This is a genomic window from Deltaproteobacteria bacterium, from assembly GCA_029210625.1.
Classification (GTDB): Bacteria; Myxococcota; Myxococcia; order SLRQ01; family SLRQ01; genus JARGFU01.
In genome coordinates this window covers 42,272-60,995 of record JARGFU010000016.1, presented here as the reverse complement: position 1 = coordinate 60,995, position 18,724 = coordinate 42,272, and the positions used below count along the sequence as shown (strand labels likewise).

14 protein-coding genes and 1 pseudogene are annotated in these 18,724 nt (G+C 70.1%); 8 read left to right on the top strand and 7 right to left on the bottom strand.

From position 1 onward, the window contains the following. Positions 1-245 precede the first annotated feature (245 nt). From P1V51_15820 to P1V51_15805, 4 genes are all read right to left on the bottom strand, one after another. Positions 246-995, bottom strand: coding sequence for a succinate dehydrogenase/fumarate reductase iron-sulfur subunit (locus P1V51_15820; protein MDF1564512.1), 750 nt, complete (start codon positions 993-995; stop codon positions 246-248). Between the two features lie 14 nt (positions 996-1,009). Beyond that, positions 1,010-2,923, bottom strand: coding sequence for a fumarate reductase/succinate dehydrogenase flavoprotein subunit (locus tag P1V51_15815; GenBank protein ID MDF1564511.1), 1,914 nt, complete (start codon positions 2,921-2,923; stop codon positions 1,010-1,012). Between the two features lie 15 nt (positions 2,924-2,938). Then, a complete protein-coding gene (locus tag P1V51_15810) occupies positions 2,939-3,616 on the bottom strand; it encodes a succinate dehydrogenase cytochrome b subunit (GenBank protein ID MDF1564510.1) in 678 nt (225 codons plus the stop codon). A 169-nt stretch (positions 3,617-3,785) separates the two neighbouring features. Further along, the gene (locus tag P1V51_15805; GenBank protein MDF1564509.1) at positions 3,786-4,595 is read right to left on the bottom strand and encodes a 3-oxoacyl-ACP reductase FabG; all 810 of its coding nucleotides are present in this window, start codon (positions 4,593-4,595) and stop codon (positions 3,786-3,788) included. 43 nt (positions 4,596-4,638) lie between these two features. On the opposite strand from P1V51_15805, the gene P1V51_15800 reads away from it, so the two are divergent. The 8 genes from P1V51_15800 (at position 4,639) to P1V51_15765 (ending at position 16,200) form a co-directional block, all read left to right on the top strand. Beyond that, positions 4,639-6,837 carry a DUF4388 domain-containing protein gene (locus tag P1V51_15800; protein MDF1564508.1) on the top strand — a complete coding sequence of 733 codons (2,199 nt, stop codon included), beginning with the start codon at positions 4,639-4,641 and terminating at the stop codon, positions 6,835-6,837. A 50-nt stretch (positions 6,838-6,887) separates the two neighbouring features. Then, positions 6,888-9,749, top strand: coding sequence for an isoleucine--tRNA ligase (gene ileS / locus P1V51_15795; protein MDF1564507.1), 2,862 nt, complete (start codon positions 6,888-6,890; stop codon positions 9,747-9,749). Continuing rightward, positions 9,746-10,330, top strand: coding sequence for a signal peptidase II (gene lspA / locus P1V51_15790; GenBank protein ID MDF1564506.1), 585 nt, complete (start codon positions 9,746-9,748; stop codon positions 10,328-10,330). Before ileS ends, lspA (P1V51_15790) begins: the two co-directional genes overlap by 4 nt. Then, entirely contained in the window at positions 10,327-10,995 is a 669-nt protein-coding gene (lspA, locus tag P1V51_15785; GenBank protein MDF1564505.1) for a signal peptidase II, read from the top strand. The genes lspA (P1V51_15790) and lspA (P1V51_15785) overlap by 4 nt, the downstream gene beginning before the upstream one ends. Positions 10,996-11,006: 11 nt before the next feature. After that, the gene (locus P1V51_15780; GenBank protein ID MDF1564504.1) at positions 11,007-12,131 is read left to right on the top strand and encodes a prolipoprotein diacylglyceryl transferase; all 1,125 of its coding nucleotides are present in this window, start codon (positions 11,007-11,009) and stop codon (positions 12,129-12,131) included. A 20-nt stretch (positions 12,132-12,151) separates the two neighbouring features. Further along, positions 12,152-12,829, top strand: a complete 678-nt coding sequence (locus P1V51_15775) for a hypothetical protein (protein ID MDF1564503.1) — start codon at positions 12,152-12,154, stop codon at positions 12,827-12,829. Between the two features lie 410 nt (positions 12,830-13,239). Further along, the gene (locus P1V51_15770; GenBank protein MDF1564502.1) at positions 13,240-14,793 is read left to right on the top strand and encodes a TldD/PmbA family protein; all 1,554 of its coding nucleotides are present in this window, start codon (positions 13,240-13,242) and stop codon (positions 14,791-14,793) included. Between the two features lie 18 nt (positions 14,794-14,811). After that, on the top strand, positions 14,812-16,200 hold the full coding sequence (locus P1V51_15765; protein ID MDF1564501.1) for a metallopeptidase TldD-related protein: 1,389 nt from the start codon (positions 14,812-14,814) through the stop codon (positions 16,198-16,200). 4 nt (positions 16,201-16,204) lie between these two features. Here P1V51_15765 and P1V51_15760 read toward each other — a convergent pair. The 3 genes and pseudogenes from P1V51_15760 to P1V51_15750 form a co-directional block, all read right to left on the bottom strand. Beyond that, positions 16,205-16,733, bottom strand: a pseudogene (locus tag P1V51_15760) (DNA-3-methyladenine glycosylase). Next, positions 16,730-18,268, bottom strand: a complete 1,539-nt coding sequence (locus P1V51_15755; protein ID MDF1564500.1) for an N-6 DNA methylase — start codon at positions 18,266-18,268, stop codon at positions 16,730-16,732. The pseudogene P1V51_15760 and the gene P1V51_15755 overlap by 4 nt, the downstream one beginning before the upstream one ends. Continuing rightward, positions 18,265-18,711, bottom strand: coding sequence for a thioesterase family protein (locus tag P1V51_15750; GenBank protein MDF1564499.1), 447 nt, complete (start codon positions 18,709-18,711; stop codon positions 18,265-18,267). Before P1V51_15750 ends, P1V51_15755 begins: the two co-directional genes overlap by 4 nt. Positions 18,712-18,724 lie beyond the last annotated feature (13 nt).

The window sequence follows — 18,724 nt, the reverse complement described above, 5'->3', positions numbered from 1 at the left end:
CGACTCTCGCTTCTTCTGGCAGTTCTGATCGGCGCCCTCGGCTTCACACCAGTCGCCGAGGCCCTCGAATGCCCTCACGGTGAGGTGGCCTCATCAGCGGTGTCGGTGCAACGCACCCTCTCGTCATGAATTCGACCGTCTTCGTCTTCTACGGTGGCCCTATCAGGCCATGAGTGAGACAGGGGTTCGCAAATAAACGAACCCCATCGAATCGCCCCGGCGGGAAGCGGGGGAATCACCCAGCCCTAGAAGTTCGAGCGGATGAGCTCGCGGTTGAGGCGCGCGATGTTGGAGATCGAGATCTCCTTCGGGCAGACCGCCTCGCACTCACCCTCGTTGCTGCAGGAGCCGAAGCCCGCGGCGTCGTGGGCGGCCAGCATGTTCTTCACCCGGGCCTTGCGCTCGGGATCGCCCTGGGGAAGCAGGGCGAACTGCGAGACCTTGGCCGAGGTGAAGAGGAGCGCCGAGGCGTTCTTGCACTGGGCGACGCAGGCGCCGCAGCCGATGCAGGCGGCGGCGTCCATCGCGAGGTCCGCCTTCTCCTTCGGCACCAGGATCGCGTTGGCGTCCTGGGCGGAGCCGGTCTGGAAGGACACGTAGCCGCCGGCGGCCTGGATCATGTCGAAGGCCGTCCGGTCGACGACGAGGTCCTTGATCACGGCGAAGGCCCGCGAGCGGAAGGGCTCGATGACGATCGTCGCGCCGTCGTGGAAGTGCCGCATGTGCAGCTGGCAGATGGTGATGCCGTGATCCGGGCCGTGGGCCACGCCGTCGACCATCATGCCGCAGCACCCGCAGATGCCCTCGCGACAGTCGTTGTCGAAGACGATGGGCTGCTTGCCAGCCTTGATCAGGTCCTCGTTCACGAGGTCCAGCATCTCGAGGAAGGAGCAGTCCGAAGAGATCTCCTTCGCGTCGTACTCCTCCATCTTGCCCGGGGCGTCGGGCCCCGGCTGGCGCCAGACGAGAAGCTTCAGGTTCATCGTGGTCTCCATGATGTCGTCCTCGCCTACTTGTAGCTGCGCTGGGTGGGCTTGCACTCGTCGAAGGTCAGCGTCTCCTTGTGGAGGGCCGGCTCGACTCCGTCGCCCTTGAACTCCCAGGCGGCGGTGTACATGAAGTTCTCGTCGTCGCGCTTGGCCTCGCCGTCTTCCGTCTGGTGCTCCTCGCGGAAGTGGGCGCCGCACGACTCCTCGCGGGCCAGGGCGTCGCGGGCGAGCAGCTCACCGACCTCGATGTAGTCGGCGACCCGGCCGGCGAACTCGAGCTCCTTGTTGAACTCACCCTTCGTGCCGGGGACCCGCACGTCGCTCCAGAAGGTCTTCTTGATGTCCTGGATCTCGGAGATGGCCTCGGTGAGCCCCTCCGCGTTCCGGGACATGCCGACCTTGTTCCACATGATCTTGCCCAGATCCCGGTGGAGCTCGAGGACGGTGGTCTGGCCCTGGATCGAGAGCAGCTTCTCGACGTTCTCGCGCACGTCGCCCTCGGCCTCCTCGAAGGCCGGGTGGGCGTCGTCCATCCCGCCCGCCTTCTGCTGGGCCAGGTAGTGCGGGAGGGTGTAGGGGATGACGAAGTAGCCGTCGGCCACCCCCTGCATCAGGGCGCTCGCGCCGAGGCGGTTCGCGCCGTGGTCCGAGAAGTTCGCCTCGCCGAGGACGAAGAGCCCGGGGATGGTGCTCTGCAGGTCGTAGTCCACCCAGAGGCCGCCCATCGTGTAGTGGGAGGCGGGGTAGATCCGCATCGGCGTCTTGTAGGGGTTCTCGGCGGTGATCCGCTCGTACATGTCGAAGAGGTTGCCGTAGCGATCGCGCACGACGTCCTCGCCGAGGCGGCCGATGGCCTCCTCGAAGTCGAGGTAGACGGCCCGGCCGGTGGCGCCCACGCCCTTGTCGGCGTCGCACTCGGTCTTCGCGGCGCGGGAGGCCACGTCACGAGGCACGAGGTTGGCGAAGCCCGGGTAGCGGCGCTCGAGGTAGTAGTCGCGCTCCTCCTCGGGGATCTCGGTGGCCGGGCGCTTGTCGCCCGCCTTCTTCGGCACCCACACCCGGCCGTCGTTGCGCAGCGACTCGCTCATCAGGGTGAGCTTCGACTGGTGATCGCCCGCCTGCGGGATGCAGGTGGGGTGGATCTGCGTGTAGCAGGGGTTGGCCATGTAGGCGCCGCGCTTGTAGCTGCGCCAGGCCGCGGTGGCGTTGCAGTTCTTGGCGTTCGTCGACAGGTAGAAGACGTTGCCGTAGCCGCCGGTGCAGAGCAGCACCGCGTCGGCGACGTAGCGCTCGAGCTCACCGGTGACGAGGTTGCGGGCGATGACGCCCCGGGCCTTGCCGTCGGCGACGACGAGGTCGAGCATCTCGCGGCGGCACTTGAGGGTCACCTTGCCGGTGCCCACCATCCGCATCATCGAGGAGTAGGCGCCCAGCAGGAGCTGCTGGCCGGTCTGACCCCGCGCGTAGAAGGTGCGGGAGACCTGCACGCCGCCGAAGGAGCGGTTGGCCAGGGTGCCGCCGTACTCCCGGGCGAAGGGCACGCCCTGGGCGACCGCCTGGTCGATGATGTTCGCGCTGACCTCGGCCAGGCGGTGGACGTTCGCCTCACGCGCCCGGTAATCGCCGCCCTTCACGGTGTCGTAGAAGAGCCGGTACACCGAGTCGTTGTCGTTCTGGTAGTTCTTCGCGGCGTTGATCCCGCCCTGGGCGGCGATGCTGTGGGCCCGCCGGGGGCTGTCGAGGATCGTCAGCGCGGTAACGTGGTAGCCCTGCTCGGCCAGGGTCGCGGCGGCCGATGCGCCGGCCAGGCCGGTGCCGATCACCAGGACCTCGTACTTGCGCCGGTTGGCGGGCGCGACGAGCTTCAGGGACTGCTTGTAGCGGCTCCAGCGAGTCGCCATCGGGCCATCGGGGCACTTTCCATCGAGTTGCATGGCTGATCGCGCTTTCTAAAAGAGGTTCAGGTAGAGGGCGAAGGGGATGGCGAGGAAGCCACCACCGACGAAGATGGCGAAGAGCCAGCCCGCCGGCTGCAGCACCTTCTCCAGCTTCGGGTGGCTCACGCCCAGCGACTGGAAGGCGCTGGAGAAGCCATGCCAGAGGTGCATGCCCACCAGGACCATCACGACCTCGTAGGCGAGGACGACGAGGGGGCTCGAGAAGGCGGCCCGCATCTGGGTGGCCAGGTCGCGGATGCCCTCGGGGGTCTCGGTGATCGTGTAGCCCCAGCCGAACTTCATGGTGCCGACGTGGAGGATCACGAAGACGATCAGCACCGCCCCGGTGAGGATCATGGAGGTCGAGGCGAAGGACTTGCGGCTCTTGCCGCCCGTCGCCCAGGCCGGAGAGTAGTAGCGAGTCTTCCCCCGGGCGTCCCGGTTGTTCATCCAGTTCGCGAGCGCCGTGAACAGGTGGAAGAGGAAGATCGCCAGCATCCCGAACTCGATCACGTAGATGAAGGGGTTCGAGACGAGGGTGTGACCGTAGTTGTTGAAGGTCTCGTCGCCGACGAAGATCAGGAGGTTGCCCGACACGTGTCCTGCGAGGAACAGCATCAGACCCATCCCGGTGAGGGCGATGAGGATCTTCTTGCCTACGGAGGTGAGAGAACCCGGCTGATTTGCCATCGGTGCGCCTCCTGAAGGGGAATCCAAGGGGAGGCCGCTAGTTAGCACCAGACCGGAAAACGCAAAAGCCTTCTATCGACCCCACAAAGGCCGAAATTCGGGCGGACGGAGCGCGGGTCGCGCCCTATCGTTTACGCCCCCGCCAACCCTGCGGCAGCGTCCCCCGTAATCAAGGTATCTGCATGCCGCCGGAGACGTTGATCTGCTGCCCGGTGACGTAGTCCGAGAGCGGCGAGGCGAAGTAGAGCACCGCGCCCGCCACGTCCTCGGGCTGGCCGAAGCGCCGGAAGGGGATGCGCTGGAGCATCGCCTGGCGCTGGGCCTCGGGGACGCCGAGGACGTCGCCCGCCTCCTTGGACTTGGTCAGGCGGGTCTCGGTGAAGCCCGGGGCCACCGCGTTCACGCAGACCCGGAACTGACCCCACTCCTGGGCGATGGTGCGGGTCAGGCCGATGTTCCCCATCTTGGCGGCGGTGTAGTTGGCCTGGCCCGGGTTCCCGCGGATCGCGGCCGTCGAGTAGAAGTTCACGATCTTGCGGACCTTGAGCACCTCGCCGTGCTCGTCCATCTCGGCCTTGGCGACGTCGCGCATGTAGGGCGCCGCCGAGCGGATGCAGTTGAAGGTGCCGGTGAGGTTCACGGCGATGACGAAGTCCCACTGCTCGTCGTCCATCTTGTGGCTCATCCGGTCCCGGGTGATGCCGGCGTTGTTCACCAGGATGTCGAGGGCCCCGAAGGTGTCCACCGCGCTCTTCATCAGCTGATCGGTGTAGGCGGCGTCGGCGACGCTGCCGAGGCTGATGGCCGCCGAGCCCGGAGCGATGGCCTCGCAGGCGGCCTTCGCCGCCTGGGCCGGCTCCTCGTCGACGTCGTTGATGACGACCTTCGCCCCCTCCTTCACGAAGAGCTCGGCGATGCTCCGCCCGATGCCCCTGCCCGCCCCGGTCACCACGGCCACACGATCCTGAAGAAGTGCCATTGTTACCCTCCGTGCTAGGTTGTAGGTCGTCCGCGGCCATACCATGAGCACCGACCCAGGGGACATCCGAATCCTTCTCGCCGCCGCCTCGCCCCGGGTGCAGGTCGCCGCCAAGAAGGTCCTGATCGAGGAGGGCTACCGGGTCACCAGCGCGGTGGACGGCAGCAAGGCCGTGGAGCTGGTCGATCAGGATCCTCCGGAGATCGTGGTCACGGTGCTCGATCTGGCCCACGTCCGGGGACCGGAGGTGGCCGCCCACGCCCGGGGCGCCCGCCACGGGGAGCCGGTGCCCTGCCTCTACCTGGTGCAGGCCACCGACGAGCGGAGCTTCGAGCTGACGGCCTGGGACCTGGTGCTCCACCTGCCCTTCGCCGCCACCGAGCTCCTCGAGCGGGTGGCGGCCCTGGTCGAGGCGCGCGAGCGGCAGGCGCCGCCGGTGCAGGAGGTCTCCGTCGCCGCGCCCGAGGTGGCCTGGAAGTACGACCTCGACCACCTCTCCGAGCGAGAGGAGCCGCCCCCGCCGGCCGGTCCGGCGCCGGTCGACTTCGACCTCGACGGCCCCTCCGACTTCGATCTCGACGCGCCCGACGAGCCCCCCGAGGCGCCGGTGCCCCTCCCGGGCGCGCCGATCCCTCCGGCGCCGACGCCGGCGCGCGCCGCCGACCCGGACGCGATCCGCTCCCCCACCGAGGTCCTCCTCTCCCGCCTGCCCGAGGGCTACCGGCAGGGCTCCCTGGCCGAGCACGGCCTCGGCGGACTGCTGATGACCGCCGCCGCCGCCGGCTTCACCGGCAGCCTGCGCCTCGAGGCCGGGCGGCTCGAGAAGACCATCCACCTCCGCCACGGCCGGCCGGTCTTCTGCACCTCCAACCTCCTCTCGGAGACCCTCGGCGAGTACCTCTTCCGCCAGCGGGTGATCACCTCCGGCGCGCTGGCCCGGTCGGTGGAGCAGATGATCTCCGACGGCATCCAGCAGGGGGAGGCCCTGGTCGCCCAGGGGGCCGTGACCCGGGATCAGCTGGCGGTGGCCCTCTCGGCCCACGTGCGGCGCAAGGTGGTGAACGCCTTTGCCTGGAACGAGGGGCGCTTCGAGTTCCGGGCGCTGACCTCAGCCCTGCGCTCGGTGCTCACCGTCGAGATGCAGCCCCTCTGGCTGATCGCCGACGCGGTGAGGCTCTTCACCGCCCCCCAGGAGTTCCTCCACTTCCTGGACGCCCACCAGGAGGACTACGCCCTCCCCGGCCCCCACTTCGATCGCCACACCGGCGCCCTGGCGACGATCCCGGGCGGGCGGGCCCTCCTCGCGGCCATCACCGGGCAGCGGACCGTGGCCGAGCTGCGCCTCGCCTCGGGGCTGGACGAGCTGATGATCGCCCAGCTCCTCCTCGCCCTGACCCGCGGGGAGCTCCTGACCTTCTCGAGCACGCCGGCCGCCGAGGTGGCCCCCTCTCCCCGGGCCAGCGACGCGGTCATCGGCGAGATGGAGGCCGCGGTCTTCGCCGACTGGGGCACGCTGGTCGAGGGCGGGATCGCCCCGGTCATCGGCGAGGAGCAGGCCCGGCTGCGGGACGAGGTCCTCGAACTCTACACCAGCCTGCCGGCGGTGGACCCCTTCTACATCCTGCAGGTCGAGCCCTCCGCCGACGCCGCCGAGCTGGCCCGCGCCTACGAGGCCGGCCTCTCGCGCTTCGCCCCCGAGCGCTTCGCCGACTTCCCGAGCGAGGAGGTGCGACGGATGGCCGGCGAGCTCTACCGCCGGATCACCACCGCCTACGAGGCCGTCCGCTCCGAGGAGGGGATGGCCCGGGCCCGGGAGGCGCGCAAGCAGGAGCTGGAGAAGCTCGCCCGCCGCTCGGGGGTCCTCCACGCCGATCTGCGCTACCGCTGGGGCCGGGAGCTCCTCGAGGAGGGCAAGCCCGATCCCGCCCTCAAGCAGTTCGTCGAGGCCGGCCGCCGCAACACCGACGAGCCGATCTACCTCCTCTACGCCGGCTGGGCGGGCTACCTCTCCGGCCAGGAGCGCTCGGACGCCGCCATGATCCGCCAGGGGCGCCAGCGCATCGTGAAGGCCCTGGAGATGATGCCGGTCCTGGTCGAGGGCTACCTCTTCCTGGCCCAGATCGACCACGACGAGGGCCAGCGCGACGAGGCCCTCGAGCACCTGCAGCGCGCCCTGACCCTGGATCCGAACAACAAGGAGGGGCGCAGGCTGCGCGAGGAGCTGCTGCGGGAGGGGGGCTGACGGTCGGGAGGTTCTCCGGTCCGGTCCGGGCGTGATATGCCACCCCTCCCATGGCCGAGCAGGACTACAAGACCACGATCCATCTCCCCAAGACCGACTTCCCCATGCGGGCGAACCTGCCCGAGCGCGAGCCCGACCGGGTCGCCTTCTGGGAGGAGCAGGGGATCTACGCCCAGCTCCAGGAGGTCCACCGGGAGGACCCCACCTTCCTCCTCCACGACGGCCCTCCCTACGCCAACAACCACATCCACCAGGGCCACGTCCTCAACAAGGTCCTGAAGGACATCGTGGTGAAGTCGCGGGCGATGGCGGGCTTCCGGGCCCCCTACGTCCCGGGCTGGGACTGCCACGGCCTGCCCATCGAGCTGCAGGTGGACAAGCAGCTCGGCGGCAAGAAGCGCGAGATGAACGCCGTCGAGTTCCGCCAGGCGTGCCGCGCCTACGCCGAGAAGTGGGTGGGCATCCAGTCCACCGAGTTCCAGCGCCTGGGCGTGCTGGGCGCCTGGGAGCGCCCCTACCTGACGATGGACCACGGCTACGAGGCCCGGATCGTCCGGGAGCTGGCCCGCTTCGCCGGCGCCGGCGGCCTCTACAAGGGCAAGAAGCCGGTCTACTGGTGCATCCGCTGCGTGACCGCCCTGGCCGAGGCCGAGGTCGAGTACGAAGAACACACCTCGCCCTCGATCTACGTCGCCTTCGACGTCGCCAAGGGGACCGAGCACCTCCCCGAGGGGATCCAGGGGCGCAAGTCCTCGCTGGTGATCTGGACCACCACCCCCTGGACCCTGCCGGCGAACCTCGCCATCGCGATCCACCCCGAGTTCGAGTACGTGGCCTACGAGCTGAAGGGGCGGGCCTGCATCGTGGCCAAGCCCCTCCTCCACGCCTTCCTCTCCGAGGTGGCGCCCGACGAGCTCAAGCTCCAGGACGTCTCGAAGGCGACCGAGGGCCTGCTCGAGGACCCGGTGGCCGCCCTGAAGGATCCGGCGAAGGTGCTGGCGCACCTCGACGCCGAGACGCTCTCGAAGCTCACCTACGCCCACCCCCTCTTCGAGGACCAGCGCGAGCGGCCGGTGCTGCCGGCGGATCACGTCACCCTCGAGGCCGGCACCGGCCTGGTCCACACCGCGCCGGGGCACGGCGTCGAGGACTACCAGCTCGGCCTGGCCGCCGGGCTCGAGATCTACAACCCGGTGGACGACTACGGCCGCTACATCGACGACGTGCCGGAGGGCATGGCCGACCTTCGCAAGGAGAAGGTCTTCGCGGCCAACCCGCAGATCGTCGCGCGCCTGGAGAAGAGCGGACACCTCCTCTCCCCGAAGGACCTGGCCCTCTCCCACAGCTACCCGCACTGCTGGCGCTGCAACCAGCCGGTGATCTTCCGGGCCACCCACCAGTGGTTCATCTCCATGGAGGAGAACCGCTTGCGGGAGAAGGCGCTGGGCGAGGTGGACCGGGTCCAGTGGATCCCCCACTGGGGCCGGGATCGCATCCACGGGATGCTCACCACCCGGCCGGACTGGTGCATCTCCCGGCAGCGGGCCTGGGGAGTGCCGATCCCGGTCTTCTACTGTGAGGACTGCGACGAGCCGGTGGCCACCGAGGCGGCGATGAACCAGGTCGCCGACGCCTTCGAGAAGGAGGGCGCCGACGCCTGGTACGCCCGCGAGCCCCAGGAGCTGGTCCCCGGGCTGAAGTGCGGCAAGTGCGGCTGCGAGAAGTTCAAGAAGGAGCAGGACATCCTGGACGTCTGGTTCGACTCGGGCGTCTCCTACGCCGCCGTCTGCGAGAGCGACGAGAGCCTGGGCCTGCCGATCGATCTCTACCTCGAGGGCTCGGATCAGCACCGCGGCTGGTTCCACTCCACCCTCCTGGCCGCCGTCGGCACCCGGGGCGAGGCCCCCTACCGCTCGGTGCTCACCCACGGCTTCGTGGTCGACGGCGAGGGCAAGAAGCTCTCCAAGAAGAAGAGCAACTACACCCCGCCCGAGCAGGTGCTGAAGACCCGGGGCGCCGAGATCCTGCGCCTCTGGGTCGCCTCCGAGGACTACCGCGGTGACATCCGCTACTCCGACGAGATCCTCGATCGCCTCTCGGAGGGCTACCGGAAGATCCGCAACACCCTGCGCTTCGCCCTGGGCAACCTCGCCGGCTTCGATCCGTCGAAGGACGCCCTGCCGGAAGGTGAGTGGAGCGATCTGGAGCGCTGGGCCTGGGCCCGCTTCGACGCCTACGTCGCGAAGGTCCGGGCGGCCTACGAGCGCTACGAGTTCCACGCGGTCTACCACGCGACGATGGAGCTCTGCGCCGTCGACCTCTCGGCCATGGCCTTCGACATCTGGAAGGACCGCCTCTACTGCTCCGGCGACGACTGGCCCGAGCGTCGGGCCGCCCAGACGGTGCTCTGGAAGATCACCGAGGGCCTGCTGCGCCTGCTGGCGCCGATCCTCTCCTTCACCACCGAGGAGGCCTGGCAGACCCTGCGCGCCGAGCATCCGGACGCCGGGCTCGCCCCCTCGGTCTTCCTCGCCGCCCTGCCCGAGGCCACCGGCGCCACCTCCCCGGCCGATCTCGATCGGCTGATGGAGCTGCGGCCGGTCGTCCTGCGGGTCCTCGAGGAGGCCCGGCGCGAGAAGACCATCGGCGCCTCCCTCGAGGCGAAGGTCACCCTCGCCGCGAGCGGCGACGATCTCGCCCTGCTGAAGCGCCACGAGGACTTCCTCCCCGCCTGGCTGATCGTCAGCGAGGTCTCGATCACCGAGGGCGCGGGCGAGGACGAACTTCGGGCGAAGGTCGAGGTCGTGGCCGGCGAGAAGTGCGCCCGCTGCTGGGTGCGCACCACCGAGCTGGGCTCCAACGACGCGCATCCGGAGCTCTGCCCCCGCTGTACCCGCGCGGTGGAAGCTTGAGCCGAAGGGCACCCCCCAAGGCACTCCTGGTCCTCGGCGTGGCGGTCGCGGTGCTGCTCGCCGATCAGGCCACGAAGTACCTCGCGGTGCGCGACCTCACGGCGGTCTTCGAGCGCAGCGGCACCGAGGCCCTCGGTGAGCGGGTGGCCCAGTTCTACGGCGAGAGCCAGCTGGAGCACCTCGCCCGCCCGGCCGCCATCGTGATCCCGGGCGTCTGGAGCCACCGCTACACCGAGAACACGGGCGCGGCCTTCTCCCTCTTCGACTCGGCCCCGGCCCGCTTCCGCAAGGTCTTCTTCGTCCTCTCGATGATCCTCGCGGCGGCCTTCGTCGGGGTCTTCGCCTGGCGGCTGCCCCGAGAGGCGCCCTGGCGGATGGTCGCCCTGGGGGCCATCCTCGGGGGAGCCGTCGGCAACTTCATCGACCGGGCGGCCCACCTCTACGTCATCGACTTCATCGACCTGCTCTACCGGATGCCCTGGTGGCTGAACATCGCCACCTTCAACATCGCCGACGCGGGAATTTCCTGCGGCGCAGCGGTGCTCCTGGTATCCATCGGGCGGGAAGCCTTCCAGACATGACTTCATCGAGAACCAGAGCAGCACTCATCGTGCTCGCCGGCGGCCTGGCCTGGGGCCTCTTCGACCAGGTGACCAAGTACCTGGCCGTCGCCCGGCTGACCCGCCTGATGCCCTCCACGGCGTCCTTTGGCGAGCGGATCGGCCTCTACTTCGGCACCGACGAGCTCTACGCCTATGCCCGGGTGCCCCACGTGGTGATCGAGGGGCTCTGGAACCACGTCTACGTGCAGAACCCCGCCGGGGCCTTCGGCCTGCTCAACGGCACCCCCCTGGGGCTGCGCCGCTTCGTCTTCGTGGCCGTGGCGATCCTCGCGGCCATCGGCCTCCTCTGGATGGCCTCGCGCTCGGTCCTCCAGCCCCTGCGCTTCCCCCGCCTCCACCTCCTGGCCCTCTCCATGGTCTTCGGCGGCGCCATCGGCAACCTGACGGATCGGATCGCCCACGGCTACGTCATCGACTTCATCGACTGGCACTGGGGCCCCTATCACTGGCCAGCGTTCAACATCGCGGACGTGGGGATCGTGGTCGGCGTCTTGACGCTGGTGTTCCTGTCGCAGCCGGTGGTGGAGCGAGACGCGGGAGGAGCCGCTGAGGCGGAGGCTGAGGCTGAGGCTGAGGCGGACGTCGAGCCGGGTGGCTCCGGGCCGGAACCCCTCGAAAGCTAGGTAGACGATCCGTGCTGCCCGTTCTCTTCGAGTTGAGGCTGACCCCTCCGGTCGCGACCTGGCTGCTCTTCGGGCTGGCCCTGGCGATCCCGGCCTTCTACGCCTTCCGCGCCTGGCAGGACGTGCGGGACGGCTTCGAGGAGGATCCGCGAAAGCCCCTCAAGGAGGGGGGTATCTGGCTGGCGGGGCTCCTCCTGCTGGTCGGCGCGGTCCTGCGGCCCTGGACCTGGGCCGGTGAGGTGACCCTCCCCCTGCACACCTACGGGGTGATGATGGCGATCGCCTTCGTCTCGGGCATCACGGTCGCCACCCGCGAGGGGCGCCGCAGCGGCCTGGACGCCGACCGCCTCCTGGACCTGGCCTTCTGGCTGCTCGTCTCGGGCCTGGTGGGCGCCCGCCTCCTCTTCATCCTGGTGAACCTCGACCAGTACTTCGGCGAGAACTTCTACTCGGCCGACCTGCGCCTGGGCGGCCCCGAGGGCCTTCGGGTCCCCAACCTCCTGATCGTCTGGCGCGGAGGGCTGGTCTTCTTCGGCGGCCTCCTGGGGGCCTTCGCCACGGCGACCTATTACCTCTGGCGGAACAAGCTCCCCTACTTCCGCTACATCGACGTGATCGTGCTGGCCGCGCCCATCGGGCACTTCTTCGGCCGCCTCGGCTGCTTCGCCGCCGGCTGCTGCTGGGGGAAGGCCTGCGATCCCGCGAGCCCCTTCGCCACCTACTTCCCCAACCGCTCCCTGGCCTACCTCCAGACCCCGATCGACGAGCACGTCCAGCACGCCGGCGAGTGGACGACCCAGGCCCTCTACCCCACCCAGCTCTTCGAGAGCCTCGGGGTGCTGCTGATCTTCTTCGCCCTGATCTGGCTGCAGCGGCGCAAGCGCTTCAACGGGCAGGTGCTGATCTTCTACTTCATCCTCTATCCCCTCTTCCGGACCCTCAACGAGACCTTCCGGGGAGACTGGGAGCGCGGGCTGCTCTTCCGCTGGCCGGCCGAGGATCCGGTGATGCTCTCCACCTCCCAGATCATCTCCTTCGGGGTGGCGGCCCTCGGGGTCGGGCTGCTGGTGTTCCTGCGGCGCCGGCGCGGCCGCGCGGGCGAGGGGCAAGGTCCAACTGGCGCAGCGGCGACCTGATTCGATAGAATATCGGAACCGTGAACAGAAAGCTGGAAGCCAACGCGCGTATCGAGGGGCTCCTCAAGGAGCTGGACGCGGCCGTCGCGGCGCTGCAGCGGCGACACGAGCTCTACTTCCTGGGCATCGACCGGAAGGAGCCCCGCGAGGACCGCGATCTGATCAAGCAGCAGATCCAGGCCCTCAAGCGCGAGAACGTCCGCAACACCGCGCTGAAGTTCCGGCTCAACTCCCTCTGGAACAAGTTCCTCGCCTACGAGCGGATGTGGCTGCGCACCATCGTGGAGATCGAGGAGGGGCGCTACCACCGCGACGTCTTCAAGGCGAAGATGCGCGCCAGCCGCGAGCAGCAGCGGGAGCTCGAGGAGCTGGCCGAGACCCAGCAGAAGGGCGTCGCCGCGGCCGAGGCCCTGCGGGACGAGGCGCGGGGCGGCGCGAGGAAGCGGCCCTCCCGGCCCACCTCCGAGGGCGGCGGAAGCATCTCCGACGCCAAGCTCGAGGCGCTCTACAGCGCCTTCGTCACCGCCAAGAAGCGGTGCAAGGAGGACACCTCCGGGATCAGCATGGAGGCCATGCGCAAGAGCCTCAACAAGCAGATCCCCGCCATCAAGGCGAAGCACGGCGCCAAGGCCGTGGACTTCAAGGTGGTGATCAAGGGCGGCAAGGCCGTCCTGAAGGCCGTGCCCCGGACCGGCTGAGCCTGCCGGCGGGATTTTTTCCGGCGGCGTGAGGCAGGTCACAGACGCCTGCCCCGGGCTCACCTATCCTGGCCCACGAATCAGTGTTATGCGGGTCCGGGTGCGATCCGTTGTGGTCCGGGGGGGCCGGTTCGCGCCCGGGCCCCTTTCTTTTGCCCCGTGATTCCGGGCATCTTCACCGGTTGAAAAAATCCAGTTTTGCTGGACGAATCCCGGTGGTATAGTCCACTGAAATCGTCGGGGAATACCTCGTACGACTCTTGGACCTCGAGAAGGTCCGGTAGGCGCGACGCCCCCCCGCGCGTCACCGGGTCCCTCGGGGTCCTTTTTTTTGCCCGGCGCCGACCACCTGACTGCAATCTCGCAACCGGGTCGGAAAATCCCGGGGGTAGGGACTAGACTGCCGGCCCATGACGACGAACGGAACGCAGGAGCTCACCCTCTCCCACGAGGAGCGCCACCGGCAGCTGGCCCGGGAGATCTTCGCCTGGCTCGAGGGCAAGGTGGTCTACGCCGACCTGCTCATCGAGGAGATCGCGAAGGCCGAGTACAACCGGCTGATCAGCGGGGAGGAGATCGTCAAGCCCTTCACCTCCAAGGGGGCGCTGCAGCTGCGCCTGGTCGGAGAGGAGGGGCGGAAGCTCGAGCTCTCGGTGGGCCTCCTGCCCTTCGCCGACCTCGAGGAGAACCTGGCCTTCGCGGTCCACGCGCTCCAGCTGCAGGAGCCCAACCCCGGTTTCGGGCTGGCGCCGATCCCCAACCCCGGCCGGGAGCGCTACGGCAAGCCGGTGCCCCTCGACCTGCGGGACGTCGACCTGGCGCAGATGCTCGGCAAGCTCGCCAGCGAGATCGACCGGCTGGCCGAGGAGCAGCGCCTCGCGGCCCCCGAGGCCCTGCGGGAGCGGCTCGAGATCGGCACCGAGCTGTGGTGCTACAGCCAGATCGAGGAGAAGTTCATCGCCGACAGCGAGGGCGTCCTCAAGACCCAGATCCTGCCGAGCACCTACCTCTCGATGTCCGTGAAGGTGAAGGACCGCGAGAGCGGGAAGATCACCGAGCAGCGGGCGCGGATCGGCGAGATCCTCCCCCTCGACTTCCTCTTCGACGCCGAGGGCGAGGGGCTGCGCGGTGAGCACCGCGAGCGCCTCGGCCGCTACCTGCGCAAGGCCGTGGAGCTGCAGGGCGGCCGCAAGCTCTCCACCGAGGAGCTCTCCTCCCTGACCCACCTGGTGCTCGACAGCACGGCGATGGTCTTCGTGCACGAGGCGCAGGGCCACAACTTCGAGGCCGACATCATCAAGGAGGGCGGCTCGGGGCTGGTGGAGAAGGACGGCAAGCCGGCCCGCGATCCCCTGGGCACGCCGGTGGTCGACCTCTACGACGGCCAGGTGCGCCGCCCCGACGGCAGCTTCGAGCTCGACGGCGGCTTCGGCACCCACTACATCGACGACGAGGGGGTCGAGGTGCAGCCGGTCCGCCTGGTGAAGGACGGCCGCATCGTGGACATGCTCCACAGCCGGGAGACCGCCCACCACTTCGGGGTGGTGCCCAACGGCCGCGGCTTCTCCGAGCTGGGCGATCCGCGCATCCCCCGCATGACCAACACCTACCTCTACCCGGCCGAGGGCGCGCCCTGGCACGAGGACCTCGAGCCCCTCTTCGAGGGGATCACCCTGGGGGTCTACCTCGAGGGCAGCAAGGGCGGCGCGGTCAGCAAGGACGGGATGAGCACCAACATCCAGTACTGCCGCCTGATCCGCGACGGAAAGCTCACCGACGAGGTGCTGCTGCCGGCGAACCTCACCGTCCGGACGGTCACGGCCCTCGAGGGGGTCGAGGCCTTCGCCGGCCCCCTCAAGTGCGACGACCCCGGCTTCTGCGGCAAGGGCCAGACCAAGACCGTCACCGACGGCGGACCCGTCACCCGGATCCGCCGCACCGACGCCATCACCATCGGCTGGTAGCGAGCGAGGGAAGACAAGATGAAGACCCTGGAGCAGCTCTCCGCGGTGGCCGAGGCCATCGTCTCCCGGCTCGAAGGCAAGACCCGCGACATCGAGGTGCGGGTCAGCCGGAGCGACGGCTTCGGCTACGAGATCAAGAACCGCGAGCTCGCCCCCGAGCTCGCCCTCGGCCGGGTCAGCGTCGGCCTGCGCGCGCTCACCGAGAAGGGCCTGGCCGTGGCGGCCACCAGCAGCCTCGATATCGAGGAGAACGTCCGGGCGATCGAGGCGGCCCTCGGGGCGGCGCAGGCGACGCCCCTCGAGAGCTTCGGGGTGGGCGAGTTCGCCCCGGACGGCTCGGGCCACGACGAGGACTGGGAGCCCTGGGCGCGAGAGCCCGAGCGGCTGCGCGACCTCGCCGCCACGATCCGCGACCGCACCTTCGCCGCCGACGCGGCGCGGGAGGGCGCGACGCTCACCTCCCTCGAGGGCGGGGTCTCCTTCGGCACCTCCTGGCTCGCCCTGGCCACCCGCGGGGGCCGCGCGGCCTTCAAGCGCAGCTCCGGCGGCGCCTTCACCCAGATCGACAGCAGCCACTACAAGGTCGAGCACCTCGAGCGGGCCCCCGACGCCGCGACCGTGGAGCGGGTGGGCGCCCTGGGCGCCACGACCCTCTCCGAGATCCTCCCCCGGAGCCTGACCCCCTCGGAGCTCGGGGCCGGCGGCGGCCAGCCCCTGCCGGTGATCCTCCACCCGCGGCAGCTGGAGACCATGCTGCGCTACGCGGCCGCGGAGAAGTTCCTCGGCAGCTCGCGCAACGCGGGGATGACCGATCTTCGCGCCGGCCAGGCGGTCTGGGATCCGGCGATCACCCTCCTGGACAGCGGGATCGAGGAGGGCCTCTCGAGCCGGCGCCCCTGCGACGACGAGCTCATCGCCACCCGGGCGACCCCCCTGGTCGAGGCCGGGAAGGTTGGCGCCCTGATCTACAGCCGCCGCTCGGCGCTGGAGGCCGGTGAGGGCTTCGCCTCGACCGGGAACGGCTACCGCGCGCCGATGCTGGTGGAGGAGCTCTCCGAGGCGCCGATCCGCGACAAGCTCTCGGGCCTGGTGATGGCGCCGGGGGCGACGCCGCTCGAGGAGCTGATCGCCGGCGTGGAGCGGGGGATCTTCCTCTACGCCTGCCTGGGGATCCACGGCGCCGACCGGGCGCGGGCCGCCTTCTCCACCACCGTCTACGACGGCTTCGCCATCGAGAAGGGCGAGCTCACCGGGATGCTGGCGCCGGGCCGCTGGAACGTGGCCGGGCACCTCTTCCCCGAGGGTGAGAGCAAGGGGATGCTCGGCGAGGTGACGCTCTCCGCCGAGCAGAAGGTGACGGGGAGCGGGAAGTTCCCCTGGGTGCTGACGCACCTGGACATCGGCTAGCGCTTCAGGAGCCGGTACCGCCAGGGCTTCCTCGCCCACGCCCCCGCGTAGTCGACCCCGACCCGTGGACCCGTGACGATCTTCTCACCGGGCTCGATCCGACCGGGTCCCTCGATCAGGATCTCGGCGGACGCCCCGATGAGCGTCGCACCGTTGTGTGCCTCTCGCGTGATGCCGAGCGCCTTCGTGAGCCGTCCGGGTCCATCGATCCGGTCCCCTGCGAGCTCGACTCCGCGGATCAGCACGGCGGAGGGGAAGCCCTCCTCGCCGGTCACCACGTTGAGGCAGTGGTGCATCCCGTAGATCAGGTAGACGTAGGCCACCCCCGGGGGACCGAACATGATCGCCGCCCGCCTCGTCGGGCCGCGCCGGGCGTGCGAGGCCTGATCGTCCGGGCCGTGGTAGGCCTCGGTCTCGACGATGCGGGCGCGCAGCGAGCCCGCCGGCTGGCGGTGGACCAGGGTGCAGCCCAGCAGGGCCCGGGCGACCTCGCGGGTGTCCCGGGCGAAGAAGCGCCGGGGCAGCCGCCTCACTCGCGCCAACCCCCGGGCAGGCCGAGCCCGCTGGCGACGAGATCGTCCAGCTCGCGCCGGGCCTTCGAGCGGGCGGCCGCCGTCAGCTCTCCGCCGAGGCGCCGGGCCAGCTGCTCGATGGGCCCGGCCCAGGGGCCGTCAGGGGAGGGCACGGGCAGCTCGCGCAGCTCGCCGAGCTTCACGTGCGAGCCCGGGTGGTGCTGGGCGTAGAACCACTCCACCGGCCGGGCCGAGAGGACGCCGAGGAGGAAGTGGTTGGAGCACCGGCCCACCTCCGCCGGCCAGAGGGCGTGGAGGGTGTCCAGGGGTACCCGCCCGCGATCGTCGAGGGCGGCGATGAGCCGCTTGCCCGAGGTCTCCCGCACGAGGACCTTCACCGGCCGCTGCAGCTCCTCCGGTTGCCGGGGCCGGGCGCCGTGGAGGGTGCGCAGCAGCTCGGGCCGGTAGTCGAGGACCTGCTCGCCGACGATCCGGAAGCGCTGCACGTCCCGTCCCCGCAGGGCGCGCACCAGGCGGCGGCGCCCGCCCTCGCCCGGCGGGAGCTCGGCGGCGGAGGGAGCGAGGAAGCGGGCGTCGTTGCCCGTCTTCACCCCGAGGGAGAAGCTCGCCAGCTCACCCAGGGGGACGCCGTGGGCCCGCATCGTCTCGGCGCGCTCGAGGGCGGCGAGATCGGAGGGCAGCGCGGCCGAGAGGCGGGCGCGCGCGCGCAGCGGCGAGAGGGGGAGGCTGCCGCGGCGGCGCAGCTTGCCGTCCCGCTCCAGCAGGGCCAGGGCGAGGCGATCCTCCTCCCGCGCGGGCCGCCCCTCGACGAAGAGCACCTGGCAGCGCACCGCCGCGTCGAAGACCCCCGCCCCGAGCTCCCACATCGCCCGGGGCGTCACGTCACCGGCGGCGAAGATCCGCTCCCGCAGGGGACCGAAGGAGGAGGTCCCGAGGAAGGTGTCGGCCACGATCATCGCCAGGATCCCGCCGGGGGCGAGCCGGGCGAGGGAGGCCTCGAGGAAGAGCCCGTAGAGATCGCACTTGTTGTGGAAGGTCTCGAAGCGGGCCTTGAGGGCGTCACGCTCCTCCGCGGGCAGGCGGACGATGTTCCGGAAGGGGGGGTTGCCCAGGATCAGATCGAAGGGGCCGGCCCGGCTGCCGCCCGGCGGCCAGTCGCCGAGCAGGGCGTCGCCCTCGTGGAGGTGGCCCGGCAGCGGGACGAAGCCCTGCCCGGCCAGGACCTCGGCGGCCAGCGCCGGCGCGGCCGGATCGCGATCGAGTCCGAAGAGCCCGGTGGCGATCTCCCGCTCGCTGCCCAGCCGCCGCTCCCGGGCCAGCTGCGCGTAGGCGAGGAGGAAGGCGCCGTCCCCGGCGGCCGGATCGATGACCCGCCGCGGGGGCGCCCCCTCCCGCAGGTCGAGGGCCTCCTCGACGATCCGCCGGGCGATCTCGGCCGGGGTGTAGAAGGCGCCGAGGCGCGCGCGGGCCTCGGCGTCGAGGTGGGCCGGCCCCCCGCTCCGCTCGCGCGGCGCGCCCCCGGGAGGTTGGCTCATCCCTCGCTGGCTCTCTTCAGGTTGTAGACCGCCTTGGCGGTGGCGACGGGCTCGCCCTTCCGGTCGGGGTGGAAGACCACGACGTCGACGACCGCCACCTTGTTGCCCGCGCGGATCACCTCGGCCTCGGCGATGAGGGTCTCCCGGAGGCCGGGCCGCAGGTAGTCCACCCGGAGATCCACCGTGGAGGTGCGATCGTTCACGTTGTCGAAGAGCGAGAAGACCGCGGCGCCGCCGCAGGTGTCGGCCAGCGTGGAGATCACGCCGCCGTGCAGCGCCGGCCGGAAGGGGTCGCCGATGAGGAACTCCTGGAAGGGGATCTCCAGCCTCGCCTTCCCCTCCTCGAGGGCGGTGCACTTCAGCCCGAGGTGCTTGTTGAAGGGGATCTGCTCCTCCATGAATTCGATGAGGAGCCGGACGGCGTTCTGGTCGAGGGTGATCATGGTGGTGGACGGT

Coding starts and splice junctions, on each gene's coding strand:
- ileS (MDF1564507.1), top strand. CDS start 6,888: ATGGCCGAGCAGGACTACAAGACCACGATCCATCTCCCCAAGACCGAC.
- P1V51_15750 (MDF1564499.1), bottom strand. CDS start 18,711: ATGATCACCCTCGACCAGAACGCCGTCCGGCTCCTCATCGAATTCATG.
- P1V51_15765 (MDF1564501.1), top strand. CDS start 14,812: ATGAAGACCCTGGAGCAGCTCTCCGCGGTGGCCGAGGCCATCGTCTCC.
- P1V51_15805 (MDF1564509.1), bottom strand. CDS start 4,595: ATGGCACTTCTTCAGGATCGTGTGGCCGTGGTGACCGGGGCGGGCAGG.
- P1V51_15810 (MDF1564510.1), bottom strand. CDS start 3,616: ATGGCAAATCAGCCGGGTTCTCTCACCTCCGTAGGCAAGAAGATCCTC.
- P1V51_15800 (MDF1564508.1), top strand. CDS start 4,639: ATGAGCACCGACCCAGGGGACATCCGAATCCTTCTCGCCGCCGCCTCG.
- P1V51_15770 (MDF1564502.1), top strand. CDS start 13,240: ATGACGACGAACGGAACGCAGGAGCTCACCCTCTCCCACGAGGAGCGC.
- P1V51_15820 (MDF1564512.1), bottom strand. CDS start 995: ATGGAGACCACGATGAACCTGAAGCTTCTCGTCTGGCGCCAGCCGGGG.
- lspA (MDF1564505.1), top strand. CDS start 10,327: ATGACTTCATCGAGAACCAGAGCAGCACTCATCGTGCTCGCCGGCGGC.
- P1V51_15815 (MDF1564511.1), bottom strand. CDS start 2,923: ATGCAACTCGATGGAAAGTGCCCCGATGGCCCGATGGCGACTCGCTGG.
- P1V51_15755 (MDF1564500.1), bottom strand. CDS start 18,268: ATGAGCCAACCTCCCGGGGGCGCGCCGCGCGAGCGGAGCGGGGGGCCG.